A 22,423-nucleotide genomic window follows, 5' to 3' on the forward strand; every position below is an offset into this window, starting at 1 on the left:
GTTTTTAAAAGCGTTCTTAAAAGCGGTTTTTCCATTCACGCAAGGCAGCGAAATGGTCGGCATCATTTTGTGCGGCAGGGATTTTACCGCTTTCCAAAAGGCGGCTGATGACTGTGCTTTCGCGGCTGCGCAAGAAGGGATTGGTCTGTTTTTCCAGGCCTATCTGGCTGGGCACGGTAGGTATGCCTTGTTCACGTCTGGCCTGTTCGCGCCTGATGCGTTCCAGCAAATCCTGATTGCCTGGTTCCACTTCTTTGGCAAAGCGCAGATTGGACAGGGTGTATTCATGGGCGCAATAGACGGCTGTATCGTCAGGCAAGGCAGCCAGTCGGTCCAGCGAATGCAGCATTTGTGCAGGTGTGCCTTCAAACAGACGGCCACAACCACCGGCAAACAGGGTGTCACCGCAAAACAACCAATGTTGTTCAGGGGCGAAATAGGCGATATGGCCTAAAGTGTGGCCGGGTACGTCCAGTACTTTCAACTCCAAGTTGATGCCAGGCACGGTTATTACATCATCTTGCTGCAGTTTTTGCGTGACTACGGCTATCTTGTCATTACTGGGGCCAAACACGGGGACTGCCGCATGTTCCAGCAGGCGTGGTACACCGCCTATATGATCTGCATGGTGATGAGTGAGTAAAATAGCGGACAATGTGAGTTGATGCTGTGCCAGGGCTTGTAAAATTGGCATGGCATCGCCAGGGTCAACCACGGCAGCGTGCTGGCCATCATGGATTATCCATAGATAATTGTCGTCAAAGGCGGGGACAGTCAATATACTCAGGGAATTCTTCATATCAGGCATGGATGCTTTGGAAAAAAACATTATAGACCTTGGAACATGGTTAGAGCTGCCAGCAGGCAGCTATATCCGTCAATGGGAGCAGGCCATGCTCGACAAATTGACGGTGGACATCTTTGGTTTCAATGCCTTGCAAATAGGTTTGCCGCAAATTGATGCGCTGGCTGCCAGTCGCATGCCACATCGCTGGCTGACCAATTCCAGCATGCCTGGTGATAGTCCGCCTGGACAAAAACGACCTGTTGTGGTGGTGCATGATTTTGCTGAATTGCCTTTTGACGCACACAGCATAGACTTGATAGTTTTACCACATGTTCTGGAATTTGCTGAAGAACCTCACCAGATCTTGCGCGAAGTGGAAAGGGTACTGATACCTGAGGGGCGGGTCATCATCACTGGTTTCAATCGCGCCAGTCTTTGGGGGGCCAGGCAGGCTGCCGGGCGTTTGAGCAAGAATTATTTTTTACCCCAGGAAGGGGAATTCATCAGCCCACCGCGCTTGAAGGATTGGCTGAAATTATTGAATATGGAAGTGGGCAGCAGTGACTTTGGTTGCTATGCTCCCCCTTTCAAATCGGAAAAATGGTTGCATCGCTATCGTTTCATGGAAAAAGCGGGGCAACGCTGGTGGCCTTATTTTGGTGCAGTGTATATATTGCAAGCCGTGAAAAGAGTCAAAGGCATGCATTTGATAGGCCCTACCTGGAAACAAAAACGGCTCACTAGTGCACATGCCTTGCCAGTAGCAAACAAATCAAAAGAATCAAATGGATAATATAGAAATTTACACAGATGGCGCCTGCAAGGGTAATCCTGGCGTCGGTGGCTGGGGCGCTTTGCTGATCGCTGGCAATAAAGAAAAAGAATTATTTGGTGGCGAAAAAGAAACGACGAATAACCGCATGGAATTGATGGCGGTGATACAGGCTCTGAGTGCATTGAAGCGCCCCTGTCATATCACCCTGCATACCGATAGCCAGTATGTCTTAAAAGGTATCACTGAATGGATCACAGGCTGGAAAGCCAAGGGCTGGAAAACCGCCTCAAAGGCACCGGTGAAGAATGTCGATCTGTGGCAGCAACTTGATGCTGCGCGTACTATCCATGAAATCGACTGGCGCTGGGTGCGAGGCCATACCGGTCACCCCGGCAACGAAAGAGCGGATCAGCTGGCTAACCGCGGCGTTGAAACGGTATTGTAAAAACAAACAAGATCTTCCATGGGCATAGCCGACATCCACAAAAGCATACAACAGGGCGACCACGATGCTTTGTCCATGCCCGGTGTACCTGAGAGCTTTGAGCATGTGAGCGACCGCGCTGAATTCAAGAGAGCGCAGCATCGCCCTGGCGTAGAACTTTACCGCGCCCATATCGTCGCCCATGCCTTTGAGCCACATACGCATGAAGCTTTTGGTCTGGGGTCTATCGCCAGCGGGGTGGAGCGTTTTCGTTATCTGGGTAGTGAGCATCTGGCACCACAGGATTCTGTAGTCCTCATGAACCCGGATGAATTGCATACCGGCAGGGCCGAGACTGATACTGGTTGGCGCTATCGCATGATGTATATAGACCCGCAAGTGGTGGCAGAGGTGACAGGTGAGCGTGGCTGGTGGTTCAGGGATGCAGTAGCCCATGATGCCATCAGTGCCCGCAGGCTGAGCGTGATGCTGGAACAAATCTGGCAAGCGCCGGATAAACTGAGTTTTGACAGCCTCTTGTTTGATATCCTGTTTGAATTCAAACGCTTTGCCAGTGCACCGCAAGCACCAGTGTCCTTAGCCAAACAACGCTTTGCTGCTGTGCTCGATTATATGCGCGCCAGCATGGCAGAGCGCATCAGCCTGGAACAACTGGCGGTGGTTGCGGGTTTCAGCCCATTTCATTTTTTGCGCAGCTTCAAGGCGCAATATCATGCGACACCTCAGCAAATGCTGATGGCCTTGCGCTTGTATGAGGCCAAATGCCTGCTGGGCAAGGGTCTGCCACCGGCGCAGGTGGCAGCAGCAACTGGTCTGACAGACCAGTCGCATTTGAACAAGGCCTTCGTGCGTCGTTATGGCGTGACGCCGTCTCGTTATCAACAGCAGATGCGTGCATAAATCGCTGCAAAACTGACTGCAAGCGCAATCTGGTACAAGACTACTATCCCGTATTGTTTTAAGCTGATTCTTTTCAGGAGATGAACAGTATGGGTATAGGCGTTTTATATGCGATGGCAGCGGGTCTGATGTGGGGACTGGTATTCATCGGTCCTTTGCTCTTGCCTGAATATCCGGCTGCTTTGCAATCATTTGGCCGCTACCTGGCATTTGGCTTGATCACTTTGCCGATAGCCTGGATGGACAGACGACAATTGCGTTTGTTGAATAAGTCAGACTGGCTGGAGGCACTGAAACTGGCCGCCGTCGGCAATATACTCTACTACCTGTGCCTGGCCAGTGCCATACAACGCTCAGGCGCGCCATTGCCTACCATGCTGATAGGTACGCTACCCGTCGTCATCGCCATCACTGCCAATTACCGCAATGCCCGGCGCGATGGCAGCATAGCCTGGCGACGCATGCTGCCATCGCTATTGATTATTTTTGCGGGTGTTGCCTGCGTCAACAGTGTAGAAATAGCCGCATTGCAGGCAGCTTCTGACAAAGATATCCAGACCTATATCATCGGTGGCTTGTTCGCCCTGGTTGCGGTGGCTTGCTGGACTTGGTATCCATTAAGAAATGCCGACTGGCTGCGTCACCACCCCGACCGCAATCCCAGGGTCTGGGCCAGTGCCCAGGGCGTTGCAACCTTGCCGCTGGCCTTGCTCGGTTATCTTGGACTATGGATATACATGGGAGTGACTGGCCAGGATTTTTCCATGCCATTTGGGCCCAGGCCACAATACTTCATCACATTGATGCTCATCATCGGTTTGTTTGCCTCATGGCTGGGCACGATGTGCTGGAACCAGGCCAGCCAGCGTTTGCCTACCAATCTGGCCGGGCAACTCATTGTGTTTGAAACCCTGGCCGCGCTGGCCTATGCCTTCATCCTGAGCAAACGCATACCCGAGCCCATGGTTTTACTTGGCATCATTTTATTGATTGTTGGTGTTGTGACTGCTTTGCGCGTAAAACCTCAAGCTATTCACTAAGAATTTGCTTCAACTGTTCTGCAGGTCGTTCATCCCTGGAAATATGGTATACAAAGAAACGAATGCGTTGATTCAGAATCAACTCTCTTCTTTGTGTATCCACCGGATTTGAAGGATGTTTGTCCATGCAGGAAAATATAAGCAGCAGAAATGCAGGAATTGATTTTTTACGTGGCCTGGCCATTTTGCTGGTCTTGCTTTTGCATTTTTCTCTGGCCTTGGGTTTGAAGGATAGCCCTGTAGGGAGTTTGCTGGGGCCAGATTTATTGCGCTCCATCGTCTTGAACGGCAATTATGGTGTCACTATCTTTTTTACTATCTCCGGTTACCTGATTACTTCCAATTCCTTCAAGCGCTGGGGCAGCCTGGCGCAAATCAATTGGCGCGAATTTTATCTGTTGCGAATTGCCCGCATCATGCCACCATTGTTATTGGCGCTATTCATCATCGTTACACTGGGTAGTCTGGGTGTGCCGTATTTTGATAACTCCGACAATGGGAATCATCTACCAGCCTCTTATTTCTTCATCGCGACGGGTTCCGTGCTGACTTTCTGGCATAACGTCTTGATGCAGTCAGTCGGGTATTTTAATTACTGCCTCAATATTTATTGGTCGTTGTCTGTTGAAGAAGTGTTTTATCTTTGCCTACCTTTGCTTTGCATCACTTTACGCAAGCAGAGCTGGTTCATTTTGTTTTGCCTGGCTTTGATCGTGTATGCACCTATTTTCCGCAGCCAGCATCTGAAAAATGAAATTGAATACATGTACGCCTATTTCGCCTGTTTTGACGCGATTGCAATAGGCTGTCTGACTGCATTGCTCGCACAAAAAATTGAGTTGAGAAAAACTGTCGCGATTTGTGTGCGCTGGTTTGCCATGCTGGCTTTGGCGACGGTTTATTTACGTGGCGTAGGGGGGCATGAAATTGAAGGATTTACGCTGATCGCTTTCTTTAGTGCTGTTTTCCTGATAGCGACAAAACAGCCAGTTCAACAGACCTGGGCCATTCGCAAAGGTATGGCGTGGCTAGGCTGGATGGGGCGGCATAGCTATGAGCTGTATCTGTTTCACATCATCGTGCTGGCGCTGATGCGCAATGTCATCAGCAAGAAGGAATTGTCATATGAAATGCGTTTGCCTTGCCTCTTTTTGTTCCTGCTACTGAGTGCAGTACTGGCTGGTTTAGTGGCTCGCTATGTTGCTGAGCCAGCAAATACTTATCTGCGCAAAAAAATCAGGAATGCGCATCCTGCTTTACAAGCTGCTTAATAAAAACCGGACCTGAATCCAGTGGGTATCAGGCCTGGTTTTTATAGGATAAGAGTCTATTCAACCCAAAAAATTAGAAAGTATAATTTACCGTAGTCAACAAGATAGGGCTGGTTTTCTTTTTGGTTAAAGGGCTGTCCGCAGCATCACCTAATACTTGCGAGACGCCAGCTGCGCTACGTACTGACCAGTTCTTGTCTATGACATGCGTCCAGGAGACTGTTCCCACGGCCTGGGAAAAACCCGCTTTAGGGCTAAATGTCTTGTAGCCGGAATTGGCAGTTTGAGTAGGTGTTACACCAAAATATGTCTGGTTGTATTTGGCGTCACTATAAGTCAAAGAACCGCCGATTTCGACTTTGTCTGAAGTAGTTTGAAACACTGGGGCCGACAAGCCAAAATGGTAGGCGTTACCGTTTTCTCTGCGAGAGAGGGCCAGATTGGTACCGAAGCTGGCACTGATGCCGCCAGCAAATGTGGTACTCGCATTCAAATTCAGAGTTGCCGAACCTGAGATATCCCCCATGCCTTTCAAATCATCAGAGCTGAACAGGGATTTTGAGTCACGTGAGTCTTCACGGCCAGCGCGATAACCCAATCCTGCGCTCAGAGAAAAATCACCGACTTTCTGGCCATAACCTATGCCGCGGGCAGAGCTGACAAAGAAGCCGTTCTTGTTCTGGTATTCGCCATACAAGGCAGGGCCAAAACGATTTTTCTTTGCACCCAGGTATTCAGGGGCATAGAAAAAACCGGCACCTATGACCGAGGTAGACTCAGGTTCTTGTGCCGGTTTGTCTTGTGCCTGGGCAGAAAATGACATTGCCATGAAGCTGGAGAAAGCGATGGCTGTCAGTTTAAAAATATGTTTCATGGTGAACCCTTTTCATCAATGGAAGCTAAACAGTCCAGGCGGCATTCTTGCCGCACAACTACTCTCCGGCGGAGAGCTCGGAGCGAAGTCTCGCAAAGTTAAAAAAACTATGCCAATGGAAAATTGCAGGCCCTGCATGCTTGGACAATACGTATTGAAATCCGGTACTTGTGACGATTTTGCAGCCTGTGATGCAGTAGCAGAAAGTTTGTAGCTGGCCCTGGCATATCTGAAACGAGTTACATGAAAGACACAACAAGTTGATTTTTATTTGTTTTTTAGATAATCACTTGCGTATTTTATAATCATGAGAGATGATGTTAAATAGGCTAGTAAAAATGTTAAATATGTCTCTTGAATATGAGAAGACATCAAGCGTTAATGATTATTACCCGTCGGGAGAATTCATGATTCGCCTCAAACAAGCATTAATGGAACGTTCTGACAACAGCTTCGAACATCGGCTGAAGTTACTCAAGCACTCCCTGCAAACAGCCATAGAGCTGGAGCACGCTACTATCCCGCCTTATCTGTATGCTTTGTATTCAATTAAGACAGCAGAGAATCTTGAGATAGCTCACCTCATCAAATCCATCGTCAAGCAGGAAATGCTTCACATGTCGCTGGATTGCAATGTTCTCAATGCCATAGGTGGGCACCCAAAAATCGATCATCCTCGTTTTATTCCGCATTACCCTGGCACCTTGCCCGGTAGTGTGGAAGACAGTTTAATTGTTCCTTTGGCTGCTTTATCCAAGCAACTGGTGTCTGATGTGTTCATGGTGATAGAGGAGCCAGAGCAAACAGTCGACGGCGACGCTTCACCACCTGACGGTGTAACCATAGGAGAGTTTTACCAACACATCATTGACGAGATAACTGAGCTATCGAAGATGGGAAACATCTTCACAGGAAACCCCGAAAGACAGCTGGTCACCGGATTTGCAGAATTGCAGAATCAGGGTGTGTACGATGAGAATACTGCTACGAACGCTCTTAAATTAATCATAGATCAAGGTGAAGGTAGCACGAGCAGCCCCATCGATACGGAGCATGAGTTGGCGCATTACTATAAATTTGCAGAAATTTATCATGGCCGAAAACTGATACCCAATCCAACACCGGAAGCTGGTCAGCCGGAATGGTTATTTGAAGGCCATAGGATAGTGTTTGACCCTTGTGGTGTCTACCCTGTCATTAGCAACCCAAACCGTCATAGTTATGAGAGCCAGCCAAGGGTTGAAGATTTAAACCGGACTTTTAACCGCACCTATTCAGACATGCTGCGTAAATTACACCATGTTTTCAATGGACAACCAGACAAACTCGCATTGAGCTTGCTTTCCATGCAGTCGCTGAGAGAACAGGCGCAATTGCTGATGACGCAGGAAGTTGTTCCTGGTCAGACAGCCGGCCCGACATTTGACTATATTCCCGCCTGATTTTCTGGAGATATGCAATGACGCAAACAAACTGGTGGATGTTTCATGGTGATACAGCACATACAGGCGAAGTGCAGGGGAGCGGCATTTGTCGCGCCAAGCTCGACGAGTTTACCTTGTTGCATGACCTGGCCATTCCTGGCCCTGTCCTGTCTGTGCCGGCTATTGTTGACGGCTATCTCTATGTCGGTTTAGCCAACAACCATGAATTACCTGGGGCAAACGGCGGCAAATTCATGAAGATAGATCTGGCCACGGGCAAGACTGTGGCTCATTATGAATGGCCTATAGACCCTGCTGAAGGTGATACGCATGGTTTTATGGGGATGGGATGTACACCCGCGATTTGGGACGAAAAAATCTACTTTAGCGCCTTCAATGGCAAATTCTATTGTCTTCAGGCTCAAGACCTGAGTTTGAATTGGGTAGTCGATTTGCGTCATGCCGATCTCTGTTTCAATCAGCCCACAACCAATCTCGGTGACGTGACAGTGGGTGTGCCTGCAGCTGGCTGGTCATCGCCCGTGATTGCTGCGGTTGATGGTAGCAAGGGGTTGGTCTTTGTCGGTATGGGGGAGGGCGAGAATCCAGGTTGTTTTGGATTTGTCTACGCTATGGATGCGCAGAGCGGACAGGTGCAATGGATATACTGCACTTGCCAATATGAAGAGGGTGTGCCCAACCTGCCCAATATCTTGCCTCCTGAATCGGTGGCAGGTGTTGCATTGCCGGCCATGTATTCTGTTGGGCCGAATAACCCTGCAATTCGTGGGGCTTCGGTCTGGTCATCCATTGCTTACGATGAAAGACTGGATCGACTTTACTGTGCTACAGGCAATCCTGTCCCCGACTCAGCCTTGCCCAGCAAGGGGTTTTCCAACGGCATACTGTCATTGAATGCCTCGACTGGTGAATTCTGCGGTTTCTTCCAGCCGCCACCAGAAAGTAGTTATCGTGCAACTGATGTGGATGTTGATTTTGGCGGATCGCCAACCCTGTTGACGATCAATGGTCGCCGGGTAGTCACCGCAGGTTGCAAGAATGGTGGCTTCTTCATGCTGGATGCGGCCACACTGGAGTTGATTCAATGGCGACAACTGCTGCCTTATTACAATGACGGTAGCCAGATCCCTACAGTTGATCCGCATGTTTCCGGCAATGACCAACGTATGGACCCGTATGTACCAAACCAGGCATCGGATGACGTGGATCAGGAAAACTACTCTGGCACCTATAGTACAGCTGCTGTGCACACTGGCCTGGGACGCTTGTTTATCGGCGTAGGCGGCAACAACTATCACAATGTCGAAGCTGGCATTGATTATCGCACCACACCCTTCATGCGTGCGCTTGACTGGGAGACCCTGGAGGATGCCTGGGCCATGGACGATAGTGATCCGCGATTATATATAGAATCCCAGCCTCCCATGTACAGAACACCCGGTGAGTCTGGTTTGAGCTCGCCTGTGGTCGTCAATGATCTGGTGTTCTTCTCCACTTCCAAAGTGGCCGTGTATGCATTTGATGCCTATAGCGGCAAGATGCTCTGGCAAGACAATCTGGGTGACCAGACCGGTGGCATGAATGGCGGTTATGGCTATTGCCTGGGGCCAGCAGTGGCGGGCAATTACATGGTGGCAGGTGCGCTGGTATTTGGCAAGCAGGGCGGAGTATTGCGTATCTATGGTTTGAAAGACCAGGAGAATCAACATGCTTGAAGTCATCTTGTTTGGTATTGTCGCCGGGCTCGACAATTTGCAGGCCAGCAGCTCCCTGGGGCTCTTGCCCATGCAACGCAAACGCATGCATATGCTGGCAATCGCGTTCTGTGTCTGTGAACTGGGTGCTGCCATCCTTGGCCTGATGCTCGGGCGTGGCCTGATCAGCATGCTGGGACCGGTCGCCTCAACAATTGCACCATTTGCGATGCTGGCTTGCGGTGTGATTATCTTGTGGCTGGCTTACAGGAGTGAAGCCAGGGGCTTGCCGCAATTTGTCAATCACCCAGGCTTTTTGCTGGGCTTACCGCTTGCGTTAAGCCTTGACAACGTCGTCGCTGGCGCAGGTGTCAGCTTTTCCAGTGCACCTGTGATGAATTCGGCCATCATCATCGGTGTCATCAGTGCGGGCATGGCTTGCTTTGGCCTGTATTTCGCCAACTGGATACGCAATTTTTTGCCCAAACGCGTGGAATTGCTGGCCGGTGCCTATATGTGTTTTCTGGCAGTGCGCATGATTTATAACGACTGACGATTGGGCGCTTGAGTATGCCAAAAGACCAAAGCGAGCGCACGGCCATGCATGCCTATGTGCGCCATCTTAATTTCCCCAGCAGTGTGGCTGTTTCCCCTGCCGGGCAGGTATATATTGCTGAGACGGGTTTGCCATTTGATGGTTCTGCCAAGGGCGGGCGAGTACTCAGCGTCAATGAAGATGGCAGGGTCGAGGAATTATTGAATAATTTGCGCCAGCCAGTGAATGGCTTGGTCTGGCATGACAATAGCCTTATCATTTCTGAAGGCGGTTACCCAGGTCGCATCAGTTGCCTTGATTTGCACACGAGTACCTGGACAGTGTTGCTCGATGATTTGCCCGGTTTTGGCAATTACCACACTAATATGGTGGCAGTAGGGCCAGACAATAAAATGTATTTCGGCCAGGGTGCGATGACCAATAGCGGCATCATAGGCAGGGATTCACACGACCTGGCCTGGCTGCGTGAGACCAGGCATGCGCCTGATATACCTGGCTATGACATTGCGCTCAGTGATCATGTAGCGACAGTCAGCGACCCTGAAGGCCAGCAAATATCTACCAGTGCATTTGCCCGTTTTGGACAAGTGCATGCAGGCGGGACCCGCTTGCAAGGCCAGACTCCATGCACCGCCAGCATCATGCGTTGCAACCTGGATGGCACAGACCTGGAGCTGGTAGCCTGGGGCATACGCAATGCTTTTGGCTTGTTATTCCTGCCGGATGGCAGACTCATCGCGACTGAGCAGGGTACTGATGTACGCGGTGTGCGGCCAATCTGGAATTGCCCTGATTTTCTGTTTGAAGTAAAGCCAGGTGCCTGGTATGGCTGGCCAGATTATCTCGGCGGCTTACCCATTAACGCGCCAGTCTATCGTAATCCGCAAGGTGAAGGCCAGGCCTTTGTGCTGGCTAATCATACAGAACTGCCAGCTCCAGAAACACCTTTGCTGGCCTTCGACGTCAATGCCTGTGCTGTGAAAATGGCGCAGATACCTGCCGGTTTGCGCCATGCCGGTGATCTCATCGTTGCGCAATTTGGCGATGAACGTCCCATGACCGGGCCGCCGGGGCCAAGAGTAGGGCGCAATCTTATCCGTGTAGATACCAGCGACTGGAGCAAGCATGCCTTGCCTGCATTGACATCTGTGCCCTGGCATCGGCCCATTGATGTCGCTTTTTCGCCAGATGGCAGCTTCATGTATGTGGTTGATTTTGGTGATTTTGAATTTACTGCAAAAAAAGATATACGCGCACGCGCTGGTAGTGGCTGTGTCTGGAAAATTCCCGTCAATAATATGGAGCTGACATCATGAACCAGGTTTCATTTGAAAAAGATATTGCGCCTCTGTTCAATCAGTTTCGCGCATCCATGATGTGGCGGCTGGACCTGACCAAATACGATGATGTCAGGCTTAACGCCAGCATGGTGCTGAGCCAGTTGCAGGGGGGCATGCCACCACCGCCTTATCCACCTTTTACCAAAGAACAGGTTGCGATGTTCCAAACCTGGATCAATGAAGGTTACCCAAAATAGTTATCCAAGCAACTTGCAAAAGGAAACGCACATGAGCCTCAATGCACAAACCCTCATCGGTAGCTGGGAAATGGTCGAAGCCTGGGATATAGGTGATGACCCCAGCGACCCGACCAAAAAAACCTATCCCTGGGGTAACCCATCTGCAGGTTACTGGGTGTATGACAAGAGCGGCAATTTCAGCCTGATGATTTCGCAAAATCCGCCGCTGGCGATACCAGCAGACCCGTTTAGCGGTCAACCACAATCGTCGTGGCTGACACCGCAAAAGCCCTGGGAAGTGCCGCATTCCCTGCTGATGGATAGCTTTGCCACTGCCAGCCCGTATGCTTATTTTGGCACCTATACGGTAGAGATGGATACCAATCACCCGCATCTGGGCGGCACGATAGTCATGAATGTATTTGCCGATGTCATGCGCGCTTATACCGGGACGGTGCAAAAACGCAGCTTTGTGTTTGATGGCAAGGATTATCTGAATGTAGGGACACCTGGGCAATATTTAAGGCGTTTGAAGCGTCTTAGCTGAAGCTGAGGGTGTTGAAAATAAACGGGCTTGTCTACGTCAATGTAGACAAGCCCGCCTGCAATTCTGGTTCTTGAAATAGGTGGGTCCGTGATTTAGCTACTGCTGGTCGTAGTTCGTTTGTCCTTGGCTTCTATCAATTTTTGTATGATGACACAGGCCGACTTTGCTTGTTCTTCATTGACATCAATATTTTCAATGACAGAGCGCTTGAATCGTATACCATTAATAAATCCACTATTTTCAACAAAACCCATGGTCAGTTCGCGGTTTAAAAAATAGTACACCAGACCTATAAGCGCCCCAGCTAAAAATACTACAACTGCGGGAGTAAACAATTGCTCCTTCATCAAGCTAGACGCAATAAAGAAAGCTATTGCAAAGAAGCTCAGTGCCTTCTTCCAAGGTTTGTGATAGCCGTAATAAGTGGAACAAATACCTTGCAGCGGTAACATACGTGATTCTGTTCCAGCCAGGGAGTTGGAGGTGAATTCCACTCTGTCCAAGCCAACCAAAATTCTGGTAGTTGGATCTACACCCATCAAAGACAAAATCCAGGCAATGAGTCCGCTTTGGCGGCCTGTGATGCTGATGAAATTGTTTTTATCATCGATGGCCTTAGTGCCAACTTTCCATTCCTTGATTACCAGTGCGCTCATAAGAACTTTTCCAAAGTGATTAGGTGGAGGCTACAACGGTTAATCAACCGGGAAGCCAGATTAGGGTGAGATCGAAAGATATCACACTAAATCCTGTCCGTATCAACCACCATACCTAAGTATGCCTTGGAATTTTCTGGCTCAACGCATCACTCATTGCATCAATATCCGACCGTGAATCGTTGTCCCTGATGCGCAGGTTTTTCCAGCTCATCGAGCATGGCGACGGCATAGTCTTCTACCGAAATATGGCTTTTGCCATCTGCAGCGACCAATAAATTGTCTTTGCCGAGGCGAAATTTCGCAGTGCGTTGTCCTGGTGCAATCATGGCGGAAGGGCTGAGCATGGTCCAGTTGAGCGTCCCTTCCTGGCGCAAAAGTTGCAGAGCAGTACGGGCACCTTCTGCAGATGCTCTATACGCTTCAGGGAAATCCGGCGTATCGAGTACTTGTACACCAGGTGCAACTTCCAGCGAGCCTGCACCGCCAACGACCAGCAGGTGTGGCGTGTGTACGTGTTTGGCTGCTGCAATGATGTTCTTGATGCCGCTGACATAATAAGCCAGGGTATCACCGTTGGCATGGCCGCTGAAGGCGCTGATGATGGCATCAAAGCCAGTCAACTGTTTGCCCAGTGTATCCAGATCCTGTACATCGGTGGCAAATACTTGCAGATTGTCAGTCGCTGCCAATTTCTCTGGATGTGCGACAAAAGCGCTAAGCTTGTGCTGACGCGATAAAGCTTCTTTCAAAATGGCGGATCCTATGAAGCCACTGGCACCTATGAGGGCAATATTCATTTGTTTTTCCTTAAACGATGAGTTGATGGGATGCAGTTTGACATTTTTGATTGCATAGATAAACGTCATAATTATTAATTCATTGTTAGAAAATTCTTATCAATCATCATTGCCAAGGTAAAATGATTGGAATGAAGAGCACAAGTGGAGGATGTAGGTGGCAACGCTGGACCAGATTGATCTGAATAGCCTGACGATATTTGCTGCTGTTGTTGAGGCGGGTAGTTTTACCGCGGCAGCCGACAGACTGGATGTGGCAAAGGCCAAGATCAGTGTGCAAATCAACAGGCTGGAACGCCAGTTAGGCTTAAGCTTATTTACGCGCACCACGCGTCAGATGGCCTTGACAGATGCAGGGCGACATTTGCATGAGCAGTGTCAGCCCCTGCTCTCTGGCCTGCGCGATGCATTAACGCAAGTGGGTAGTCAGCAGGGGGAATTGACTGGTTTACTTCGTTTATCTGCCAGTGTCAGTCATGCTACCCTGGCTATTGCGCCAGCAGTCGCTGAATTTTCTCGACTTCATCCACAATTGAGCATAGATATGCGTACTGGTGACCGCATATCAGACCTTGTTGCTGATGGCATAGATTTATCTTTTCGCATGGGCTGGTTGCGTGACTCTTCACAAAGAGCCATCAAACTGGGCGAGTTTCAACAATATATCGTGGCTGCGCCCTGCTACTTGAAGAAACATGGCACACCCAAAATTCCTGAAGATCTGCGTGAGCATCGATGGATAGCATTGTCCCTGTTGCCGACCCCTTTGACCTGGAAAATCAGCGATGCTAACGGTAACGTGCACAGCTTGCATATGAAGTCACGCATGCAGGTAGATTCCCCGACTGCCTTGCTGGCACTTTTGCAAAGTGGTGCGGGCATCTCTGCCATGGAGGAGTTGAGCTCCACGGCGGCAATCAAGGCGGGCAAGCTGCAGCGCCTCTTGCCTGGCTATGAATTGCCCAGAGGTGGGGTGTATGCCGTATTACCTCCAGGCAGACATATTCCAGCCAAGGTCAGGGCTTTTATTGATTTTTATAAGTCGTTTATCGAAAAGTAGAGGGCTGCATCCATTGCCAGTCTCATGGTTTGCTACAGGTGACCTAGTTTAGATAAAACGTGCTATTGATAAGTACATACCATATTGCCCCAGCGCCTGGTAGTTCAATACAGCCTTGCTGCAAGTAAGATGTCAGCTCAGCCTGCATAGTCATCACTGGCATTATTTGTCAACCAGGCATCCAAGGCGGGGGGCTGGTTTGCGAGATGGTGGCGGGCAAGACAAAGGCAAACAAGAGCCGCTTATCCAGGATTTGCGGAACATATATGCTGTAAAAAAATGAAGTGCCTTATTTACCCAGCATGCGCTTCAGTGTTGCATCCTTGTCGATGAAGTGATGCTTGAATGCGCCTGCCATATGCAAGAGAATGGCAGCAATCAGGACATAGGCGCTGACGTGATGCATGGTTTCGCCAGTGTTTGCCCAAAATTCGCTATACGCCAAAACTTCTGCCGGATTGCCGGGTATATGTTGGGCAGGTACCAGGACCAGGCCAAACAGGCCAAAGCCATGACCACTGGCAGCGGAAAACAGCATGCCACTCAGGGGCAGGGCTATTGTGCCCAGGATCAAGGCCCATTTAATGATCTTCGCCGTTACTTGTTCCAAGCTTGTATAGTTTGCCGCCGCTACAGGCCAGCCATTGATTATGCGCCAGATGATGCGCACAATGGCAATAATCAAGACCAGCACGCCCAGGGATTTGTGTATGGGATAAAGCGACCAAGCCTCAGCCCTGGTCATGTACAAGCCCACAGCGCATAAAACCACGATGAGGATGGCGACGATCCAGTGCAAAGAAATAGTGAGTTTGCTGAGCCGGTTTGCTGTATCCATCATCTCGTTTACTCGTCAGTTTAAAAGAGGATAGACAGAATAGGGGCACAGAAGTTTCAAGATCAATTCAGGGCAGCTAAATATTTTTTCATTTACCTGGATATCAATTCCCTGACTTGAATAACATTACCTTCAGGATCGTGACCATCGCAGATGCGGCAATGTTGGAATTCCCATTCACGATCGACTGCATCGATTTGCCCTCCCAAATTGGCAGCAACTTCCCTGGCTTTGCTGATGCTGGCAACCGGGAGCATTAATTTGGTGGCGGCTTCCCCCCGTCTTTTCGGGGGGGAGCTAATCTGGAAAGTATTGGCAATGCGGTCTGGTATTGCATGGATAACTAATTGGAAATGCGGTAATTCCAGGACGGTATACTCGTCTTCTGCATGTGTTGCTATGGATTGCAGGAGTTGCTCATAAAAACAACTGACTTTGCTCAAATCTTTGGCGTAGATGACTGCGCCGGGGGTAGTTAAGTGAGACATGATTTTCCTTTGTTCTTTGACATGGGTAAAAGAAAAATGAAACTGTGCTAACTGGCACGCAAACAATCGACTATCTTCATTCTAGCCGCTTGCCAGGATGGAATAAAGCCACCTATGAAGCCCATGAATAAAGAAAATACGATAGTTTGCATGGCGATACCGGGCGTCAGTTTGAATTGAAACGCCAATTCACTGAAAGTCTGGAAGTTGGTTGTTGATATGTCCACAGTCTGCATCCAGGATGCAGCAAACAAGCCTATGCAACCTCCAACCAAAGATAGCAAAAGAGATTCCAGCAAGAAAGCGATCAGCACCGCACTGCGTCGGAAGCCCAGTGCGCGCAAGGTGCCAATTTCTCCTACCCGCTGTGCTACGGTGGCAAACATGGTGATCATGGCACCGACAATGGCACCTATGGAGAAAATAATCGACAGGCTGAGACCAAGTATGCGTATAAAGGTTGCTAGTGCTTCACTTTGTTCTGCATAAAATTGAATTTCTGGTTTGGCTTCAATTTGCAGGCGCGGATCAGCTTCAATCGCCGCTTTTGTTTTCTCAAAGGCTGTTTTATCTGCCAGACGAAATACCATTGTTGAATAAGCATTGCGACGGAAGGCTGCCATCATTTGTTCCGCATCCCCCCAGATTTCACTGTCAAATCCAGTTTTGCCCGAATCAAAAACACCGACGACGACCCAGTCACGCTGTGCAAAGTGCAGGGTTTCACCCAGATCCGTGCCACGAAAGCCGCTGGCAATGGATTTGCCTGTAATGATTTCAGATGTGCCGGGCCGGAACATACGACCCTGCACCAGCTTGACCTGCGGCCGCAACTCCAGACCCAGTACCGAGGTGCCGCGCACAGTGACATTGCTGGGTTTGCCATTGCTACGCTTGGGCAGGTTATTCAATACCACAGGCTCCTTGCTGACCAGCTGCTCACCTTTGCCATTGGTGGCAATGCCGGGCAGGCTTTCCACAATCGCAGCCTGCTCGCGCGAAATACCGCTGTTGATTTCTGCACCAGCCCCCTTGCGCAAGACCAGCACATTGTCTGGTTGACCTGTGGCGACCAGGGTGGCCCGTATGCCTTCACTCATCATCAACACGGTAGTGAAAACAAACACGACCAGAGCCATGCCGCCAGCAGTCAGTAGTGTCGTAACGCGTCTTACCCAGAGGTTGCGGGCGATATAAGAAAGCGGTATTGCCTTCATGCGACATGCCTCAGTCCGTTGACGATATCAATGCGACTCATTTTCCATGCAGGCCAGGTTGCAGCAACCACACCGACGATGACACTAGCCAATAATTGCAGCAGCATGGTCAGATCTGACACCATGAAGACAGGAAACAATGTTCCGACAGCCTTGGCAAAAGCATTGGCGATAGGGATGGTCAGCAAGAGGCCCATACCACCGCCTAGCAAGGCTATCACCAGGCTTTCGCCAAACAAGAGTTTAACCACAAAGCCAGGTGAAAATCCCAAGGCCTTGAGTGTTGCGTATTCTGCCAGACGTTCGCGTGCGGTCATGGTCATGGTATTGGCCATGACAGCCATGATGATAACAATAATCACGAAACTGACAGCATTTACCGCCACCAGGATAGCCTCGCTCATGGAAACAAAACCAAGTTGAAATGCCTTCTCGGTTTCTGTCAGGGTTTCGGCTAATGAGTTCTTGAACTGGGCATCTATACGTTCGGAAATAATCGGTGCGTTGTTTGGTTCATTGATGCGCACCACGTATACACCGACATAGTCAGCACTCCTGGCTGCACGTTTGCGTACCGACTCAGCCAAAAATTGCCAGTGAAACAGCATTTGTGATTCATCTGTCTTGGCATCTATACCATCCCAGATGCCGCGCAAGGTGAAATTCCAGGTGCCTGGGAAGATGGTGCCGCGTATCGGTATCTGGTCGCCCAGCTTCCAGCCATACTGATTTGCCAGCTTGCGCCCGACGATAGCCCCTTGTCGGTCGAGCAAGAAAGCTTTCTTTTCTTCATCCTTTAAAACATATTCAGGGTAGAGCGCCAGATAACTGGCTGGCTCTACTGCAAATTGAGGAAAGAAATTTCTTTCGGTAATGTAGATGCCGCCAAACCAGTTCGACCAGCTGATGCCAGTCACGCCTTCCACTGTTTTCAACCTGTCGGCATAGTTCAGAGGCAAGGGGAAGGTAAGTGATATGGCATTGCGCGTGATGAGCCGCGTGCTGGAAGTGCCTTCGACGCCAGCATACCAGGCATCGATGATGGTGCGTAGCAAGCCAAAAGCGCAAATCGCTACAACCAGGCCGACCATGGTCAGCAAGGTACGCAATTTGTGACGAAAGGCATTTTTCAGCAAGAGGCGCAGGATGAACATGATGGTTGTGCGTGAATATTTTTAATGTGCCGCTACATTGCTGCTAGTGTCCATGGCTTCATCCGGCACCAGTACCCCTTTTTCCAGATGCACCAGGCGCTTTGCCCGTGCGGCGGCCTTGGGATCATGGGTCACCATGACGATAGTTTTTCCTAACTCACTATGTAACTCCTCAAGTAAATCAAGTACTTCACTGGCCGTTACCCTATCAAGATCCCCCGTAGGCTCATCGGCAACGATCAGCGTAGGGTCGGTCACCAAAGCACGGGCAATGGCAACACGCTGCTGCTGTCCTCCCGATAGCTCATTTGGATAATGATCCATCCTGTCGCTCAGACCGACCATGCCTAGTGCGGCTTCAACATGGGTTTTGCGCTCACTTCGTGTCAGTCGCGTCAGCAATAGCGGCAGTTCTACGTTTTCATAGGCAGTCAGTACTGGCATGAGATTGTAGAACTGAAAAATAAATCCGACATTGGCGGCACGCCAGTCTGCCAGCGCTGATTCGCTCAGATTGGCAATATTGATACCGCCTATCTCTATGCAGCCACTGGTGGGCTTGTCGATTCCTGCGATCAGGTTCAGCAGGGTGCTCTTGCCTGAACCGCTGGGGCCCATCAGGGCAACAAATTCTCCAGCATGCACATCCAGATCAACGCCTTCGAGAACCGGTATATGCTGACCGCCGCGCTCGTAGGATTTACTGAGCTGCGTTATGCGTATCAGGACTTCATGTGGGTCACTTGTCATTTTGTTGCCACCATGACGTGTACGCCAGGTTTTAGTTTGTCCGGCGGAGACAAGACCAGCTTGTCGCCTGATTTCAAGGCACCGTTGACTTCAATGTTGTCACTTATTTTCCGGCCCAGGGTGACAGGAATCAATTCCACGCTCTCGTCTTTCAGGCGATAAACCTGTTTTTTACCCTCATGCTCCACGACTGCCTTGGGGTTAATAGCCAGCAGGGATAGCTGATCGGCATCAGTAATGGCTTGCGACAAGATGGTGACCTTGGCACTCATCTCCGGTAAGATGCGCGGATCAAGTTTTTCAAACCGTATCTTGGTCATGACTGTGGCTTTGGCCCTGTCTACTGTGGGAACAATGCCAACGATACTGCCTTTGAAGCGGCTATCTGGCAGGGCGTCCAGGGTTATTTCAACAGGTGAGCCTATCTTTGCCTTGGCCAGATTGCTTTCGGATACATCCGCCTCCACCTCCAGCGTCGTCATGTCTGCCATCGTGACGACCGCTCCCTGGCTCCCTGCAGCATTCGAAAATGGAGTAATGATGTCGCCAACATTGGCATTCTTGACCAATACCACACCATCGAAAGGGGCGCGGATTTCAGTGAAGTCCTGGCTGACCTGCTGTACCTTATATTGTGCCTGAGCGACCCCAACAGCAGCTTGTGCTGATTTAATAGCGGCTCTTGCCATATTCACCCGATTGCTTGCGGTGTCCAGCGCTTGTGGTGACAGGAAGCCCTGAGCACGCAGTCCCTGGCTGCGTTTCAGCTCGGACTCGGCATTGAGTAATTCTACATTTGCCTGGGCAACTCCAGCCTCGGCCTGGCGGATGCCCGCCTGCGCCTGGGCTTTGGCTGCAAGTATGTCGCTGGCATCCAGTTTGGCCAGCAGATCTCCCTGTTTCACCTGGCTACCTTCGCGCACGTTTAGTTGTATCAGGCGACCCGTCGCCTTGCTGGCGACAGCGGCCCTTCTTTGTGCAACCACATAGCCAGAGGCAGTGAGTTGTGCATATTGCTGGGAAGGGTAGGTGGTGATCACCGAGGTGATCTGTACTTCAGTTTTGCCTGGTTTCAGGGCAAAGCCAATTAATCCGGCCAGGATGATAGAAGCAGCTAGCCAGCGACCCCAGCGTATTTTTCTAACGGGATTGACGCTGCCACGTTCGATTTTCAATTGCTTCAATGCGGAAGGGCTGGATGAAGGTGTATTCATATCGTCTTCTTTTATGTGGGCGCAAATTGCTTACAAATTTTACACGGAATAGCTTTTTGTTATGCGCTAAGATAAGAGATAGAGACGAACTCTGGGGTAAAAAGCCGATTGCGGTTTATAATTTCAGCTGTTACAACATTAATGCGCATTTTTTGTCACTGACGTGGTCAACAATTCCGGAACCAAGTCATGCCAATAAAGTCTTAAGGACTATGAATCAGGTTTCCAATCAAGCACATCCGGATTTTCATCAGCATCAGACAGGGCGGCTGCGAGCCATCGTACTGGCTGCCCTTGTTCATATTGTTTTGTTAAGTTTTTTGTGGGTGGGCGTGAGTTGGCAAAATAAGGCTAGTAACGAAACCGAAGCCGAGCTGTGGGATATGACGACGCGCGAAGCTGCACCTAAACCTGTCCCGGTACCTGAACCAGTCGTAGAAGAAAAACCGAAAGAACCTGTCCCCGTCAAGGAAGAAGTGCGGCAGGAAGACCCGGAAATCGCCTTGGCACAGGAAAAAAAACGTAAATTGCTCGAAAAGAAAAAAGAAGAAGAGCATCAGCGCGAATTAGCAGAGAAAAAACGCAAAGAGGAACAACAGGAAAAACTTGCCGAGCAAAAACGCAAGGAAGAAAAGCTTGCACTAGATGCTGCCGAGAAGAAGAAATTGCTGGCCAAGGATAAGAAAAAATCCGACGACTTATACAAAGAAGAATTGACGCGTGTTGCCAATCAGGCTGCCAAGGTAGGTAGTGGGGGGGCTGGTGTCAGTGAGAAATCAACCGGGAATAACCGGGGTGACCCTAGCTATATCGCAAAAATTGCTGCCAAGGTCAGATCCAATACAGTTTTTGGCGGAATTGATAGCACGGCCGGTAATCCTACAGTGGAATACAGCATTAACCTATTGCCAGATGGATCACTCCGTGGTGCAATACGCAAAGTTAAATCCTCGGGGATTGCCAGTTTTGACGACGCCGTGGCTGCAGGCATAGAAAAGTCTGCACCTTTTCCGCGTGACAAGACTGGTCAAGTACCTACCAGCCTGACGCTGGTTTATCGTATGAAGGAAGAATAAACTCCAATGATGTCCATGTTGAAAAAAATTGCTGTTACTGCAGTTATTGCTGCGGTAGCTAATTTATCTGGTTTTGCAGCGGCGAATGCCCAAATCAGGGTAGAGGTTTCTGGTGTAGGCTCCAACCAGATCCCCATTGCCATCGCCGCTTTCACTGACGAAGCACTGACACCTCAACAAGTCACCAGTATCATCAAGGATGATCTGACGCGCAGTGGTTATTTCAAGATTATTGATGCCAATGTCGTCCTGAATGAAAACGCTGTCGTTAATTTCGGCGACTGGAAATCCAAAGGCGCAGATGCACTGGTAGTGGGCAGTGTGCAAAGCCTGGCTGATGGCCGCTTCGATGTGCGCTATAAACTGCTCGATACCGTGAAGTCCAGTACCTTGTCTGGCTTTGCAGTATCTGCACCTCCTGCCAATATACGCCTGACAGCCCATAAAATTGCTGACGATATCTATGAAAAACTGACGGGTGTACGCGGTATATTTTCTACCCGCATCGCCTATGTGACCAAGGCTGGTTCCGAATACAGACTAGAAGTGGCTGATGCTGATGGTGAAGGCATCAAAGTTGCCCTGCGTTCGGCAGAACCTATCATTTCTCCAGCCTGGTCACCAGATGGTACCAAGGTTGCCTATGTGTCCTTTGAAAAGCGCAAACCTGTGATTCTGGTGCAAAACCTGGTCACTGGTGATAGAACAGAGGTTGCCAATTTCAAGGGTAATAATTCGGCGCCTGCATGGTCGCCGGATGGTAGTAAGCTTGCAGTGGCTTTGTCGCGCGATGGCCAGACCCAGATTTTTACTGTCAGTGCCAATGGCGGTAATTTGCAAAAAGTGACTTCCAGTTCCTCTATTGATACCGAGCCACAATTCGCGGCTGATGGTCAGTCAATTTACTTCCTCAGTGATCGCAGTGGCGGCCCGCAAATTTATAAAATCAGTGTTGATGGTGGTGAGCCCAAGCGCGTGACTTTTAGCGGCAGCTATAACATCACCCCAAGAATATCCCCCGATGGTAAGACTTTGGCTTATATTTCACGTCGTGAAGGCAAGTTCCAGTTATATGCGCTGGATTTGGCCAGCGGCCAGGAATTAAGATTGTCTGATACTACCAAGGACGAGTCACCGAGTTTTTCACCCAATGGACGTTACATTATGTATGCAACCGAGTCTGGCCGCCGTGGCTCGCTCGCCGTGGTGTCCATAGATGGCAAGGTGAAGCAGAAATTGACGGTCCAGGCCGGAGATATTCGGGAGCCCACCTGGGGTCCTTTTATGAAATAAGCAGTACTTCATTATTTGCTTAGT

24 protein-coding genes are annotated in these 22,423 nt (G+C 49.8%); 14 read left to right on the top strand and 10 right to left on the bottom strand.

Annotated elements, in window-relative coordinates; all coding sequences use genetic code 11:
- Positions 1-16: 16 nt before the first annotated feature.
- Positions 17-829, bottom strand: a complete 813-nt coding sequence (gene gloB / locus ACO0LC_RS03730) for a hydroxyacylglutathione hydrolase (protein WP_423000752.1) — start codon at positions 827-829, stop codon at positions 17-19.
- Here gloB and ACO0LC_RS03735 point away from each other — a divergent pair.
- The 5 genes from ACO0LC_RS03735 (at position 807) to ACO0LC_RS03755 (ending at position 5,218) form a co-directional block, all read left to right on the top strand.
- On the top strand, positions 807-1,580 hold the full coding sequence (locus tag ACO0LC_RS03735; protein WP_423000754.1) for a class I SAM-dependent methyltransferase: 774 nt from the start codon (positions 807-809) through the stop codon (positions 1,578-1,580). The genes gloB and ACO0LC_RS03735 overlap by 23 nt on opposite strands.
- Positions 1,573-2,007 (top strand): ribonuclease HI, encoded by a 435-nt coding sequence (gene rnhA / locus ACO0LC_RS03740; protein WP_423000756.1) that lies wholly within the window; start codon positions 1,573-1,575, stop codon positions 2,005-2,007. The genes ACO0LC_RS03735 and rnhA overlap by 8 nt, the downstream gene beginning before the upstream one ends.
- 75 nt (positions 2,008-2,082) lie before the next feature.
- The gene (locus ACO0LC_RS03745; protein WP_423001043.1) at positions 2,083-2,907 is read left to right on the top strand and encodes an AraC family ligand binding domain-containing protein; all 825 of its coding nucleotides are present in this window, start codon (positions 2,083-2,085) and stop codon (positions 2,905-2,907) included.
- A gap of 89 nt (positions 2,908-2,996) precedes the next feature.
- Complete coding sequence (locus tag ACO0LC_RS03750) at positions 2,997-3,947, top strand: DMT family transporter (RefSeq protein WP_423000758.1); 951 nt, start codon at positions 2,997-2,999, stop codon at positions 3,945-3,947.
- Between the two features lie 125 nt (positions 3,948-4,072).
- On the top strand, positions 4,073-5,218 hold the full coding sequence (locus tag ACO0LC_RS03755) for an acyltransferase family protein (RefSeq protein ID WP_423000760.1): 1,146 nt from the start codon (positions 4,073-4,075) through the stop codon (positions 5,216-5,218).
- A 73-nt stretch (positions 5,219-5,291) separates the two neighbouring features.
- Here ACO0LC_RS03755 and ACO0LC_RS03760 read toward each other — a convergent pair whose 3' ends face one another.
- Complete coding sequence (locus ACO0LC_RS03760) at positions 5,292-6,092, bottom strand: MipA/OmpV family protein (RefSeq protein WP_423000762.1); 801 nt, start codon at positions 6,090-6,092, stop codon at positions 5,292-5,294.
- 407 nt (positions 6,093-6,499) lie between these two features.
- Between ACO0LC_RS03760 and ACO0LC_RS03765 the strand changes: the two genes are divergently transcribed.
- From ACO0LC_RS03765 to ACO0LC_RS03790, 6 genes are read left to right on the top strand one after another with little or no spacing between them, the layout of a single operon-like run.
- On the top strand, positions 6,500-7,534 hold the full coding sequence (locus tag ACO0LC_RS03765) for a ferritin-like domain-containing protein (RefSeq protein ID WP_423000764.1): 1,035 nt from the start codon (positions 6,500-6,502) through the stop codon (positions 7,532-7,534).
- A gap of 17 nt (positions 7,535-7,551) precedes the next feature.
- Positions 7,552-9,252, top strand: a complete 1,701-nt coding sequence (locus ACO0LC_RS03770) for a PQQ-binding-like beta-propeller repeat protein (RefSeq protein WP_423000766.1) — start codon at positions 7,552-7,554, stop codon at positions 9,250-9,252.
- The gene (locus ACO0LC_RS03775; protein ID WP_423000768.1) at positions 9,245-9,784 is read left to right on the top strand and encodes a manganese efflux pump MntP family protein; all 540 of its coding nucleotides are present in this window, start codon (positions 9,245-9,247) and stop codon (positions 9,782-9,784) included. Before ACO0LC_RS03770 ends, ACO0LC_RS03775 begins: the two co-directional genes overlap by 8 nt.
- Before the next feature lie 17 nt (positions 9,785-9,801).
- Complete coding sequence (locus ACO0LC_RS03780; RefSeq protein WP_423000770.1) at positions 9,802-11,103, top strand: PQQ-dependent sugar dehydrogenase; 1,302 nt, start codon at positions 9,802-9,804, stop codon at positions 11,101-11,103.
- Positions 11,100-11,324, top strand: coding sequence for a hypothetical protein (locus ACO0LC_RS03785; RefSeq protein WP_423000772.1), 225 nt, complete (start codon positions 11,100-11,102; stop codon positions 11,322-11,324). Before ACO0LC_RS03780 ends, ACO0LC_RS03785 begins: the two co-directional genes overlap by 4 nt.
- A gap of 31 nt (positions 11,325-11,355) precedes the next feature.
- Positions 11,356-11,853 carry a lipocalin-like domain-containing protein gene (locus tag ACO0LC_RS03790; protein ID WP_423000774.1) on the top strand — a complete coding sequence of 166 codons (498 nt, stop codon included), beginning with the start codon at positions 11,356-11,358 and terminating at the stop codon, positions 11,851-11,853.
- Between the two features lie 92 nt (positions 11,854-11,945).
- Here the strand turns inward: ACO0LC_RS03790 and ACO0LC_RS03795 are convergent, their stop codons facing one another.
- On the bottom strand, positions 11,946-12,509 hold the full coding sequence (locus tag ACO0LC_RS03795; RefSeq protein WP_423000776.1) for a hypothetical protein: 564 nt from the start codon (positions 12,507-12,509) through the stop codon (positions 11,946-11,948).
- Between the two features lie 161 nt (positions 12,510-12,670).
- Positions 12,671-13,309, bottom strand: a complete 639-nt coding sequence (locus ACO0LC_RS03800) for an NAD(P)-dependent oxidoreductase (RefSeq protein WP_423000778.1) — start codon at positions 13,307-13,309, stop codon at positions 12,671-12,673.
- 157 nt (positions 13,310-13,466) lie between these two features.
- On the opposite strand from ACO0LC_RS03800, the gene ACO0LC_RS03805 reads away from it, so the two are divergent.
- The gene (locus ACO0LC_RS03805; RefSeq protein WP_423000780.1) at positions 13,467-14,369 is read left to right on the top strand and encodes a LysR family transcriptional regulator; all 903 of its coding nucleotides are present in this window, start codon (positions 13,467-13,469) and stop codon (positions 14,367-14,369) included.
- Positions 14,370-14,658: 289 nt separating this feature from the next.
- Here ACO0LC_RS03805 and ACO0LC_RS03810 read toward each other — a convergent pair whose 3' ends face one another.
- The 6 genes from ACO0LC_RS03810 to ACO0LC_RS03835 all read right to left on the bottom strand — a co-directional run bounded on the left by ACO0LC_RS03810 (position 14,659) and on the right by ACO0LC_RS03835 (position 20,030).
- Positions 14,659-15,210, bottom strand: a complete 552-nt coding sequence (locus tag ACO0LC_RS03810; RefSeq protein ID WP_423000782.1) for a cytochrome b — start codon at positions 15,208-15,210, stop codon at positions 14,659-14,661.
- Between the two features lie 89 nt (positions 15,211-15,299).
- Positions 15,300-15,695 carry a hypothetical protein gene (locus ACO0LC_RS03815; RefSeq protein ID WP_423000784.1) on the bottom strand — a complete coding sequence of 132 codons (396 nt, stop codon included), beginning with the start codon at positions 15,693-15,695 and terminating at the stop codon, positions 15,300-15,302.
- Between the two features lie 47 nt (positions 15,696-15,742).
- Complete coding sequence (locus tag ACO0LC_RS03820) at positions 15,743-16,912, bottom strand: ABC transporter permease (RefSeq protein WP_423000786.1); 1,170 nt, start codon at positions 16,910-16,912, stop codon at positions 15,743-15,745.
- A complete protein-coding gene (locus ACO0LC_RS03825) occupies positions 16,909-18,066 on the bottom strand; it encodes an ABC transporter permease (protein WP_423000788.1) in 1,158 nt (385 codons plus the stop codon). Before ACO0LC_RS03825 ends, ACO0LC_RS03820 begins: the two co-directional genes overlap by 4 nt.
- Before the next feature lie 21 nt (positions 18,067-18,087).
- Positions 18,088-18,816 carry an ABC transporter ATP-binding protein gene (locus ACO0LC_RS03830; protein WP_423000790.1) on the bottom strand — a complete coding sequence of 243 codons (729 nt, stop codon included), beginning with the start codon at positions 18,814-18,816 and terminating at the stop codon, positions 18,088-18,090.
- On the bottom strand, positions 18,813-20,030 hold the full coding sequence (locus ACO0LC_RS03835; protein ID WP_423000792.1) for an efflux RND transporter periplasmic adaptor subunit: 1,218 nt from the start codon (positions 20,028-20,030) through the stop codon (positions 18,813-18,815). The genes ACO0LC_RS03830 and ACO0LC_RS03835 overlap by 4 nt, the downstream gene beginning before the upstream one ends.
- Before the next feature lie 56 nt (positions 20,031-20,086).
- Here ACO0LC_RS03835 and ACO0LC_RS03840 point away from each other — a divergent pair, with 56 nt between their 5' ends.
- Positions 20,087-21,106, top strand: coding sequence for an energy transducer TonB (locus ACO0LC_RS03840; protein WP_423000794.1), 1,020 nt, complete (start codon positions 20,087-20,089; stop codon positions 21,104-21,106).
- A 15-nt stretch (positions 21,107-21,121) separates the two neighbouring features.
- Positions 21,122-22,399: a Tol-Pal system beta propeller repeat protein TolB gene (gene tolB, locus ACO0LC_RS03845; protein WP_423000796.1), complete on the top strand. Its 1,278-nt coding sequence runs from the start codon at positions 21,122-21,124 to the stop codon at positions 22,397-22,399.
- The last annotated feature ends 24 nt before the right edge of the window (positions 22,400-22,423 follow it).

Source organism: Undibacterium sp. JH2W (assembly GCF_049340425.1).
GTDB lineage: Bacteria > Pseudomonadota > Gammaproteobacteria > Burkholderiales > Burkholderiaceae_D > Undibacterium.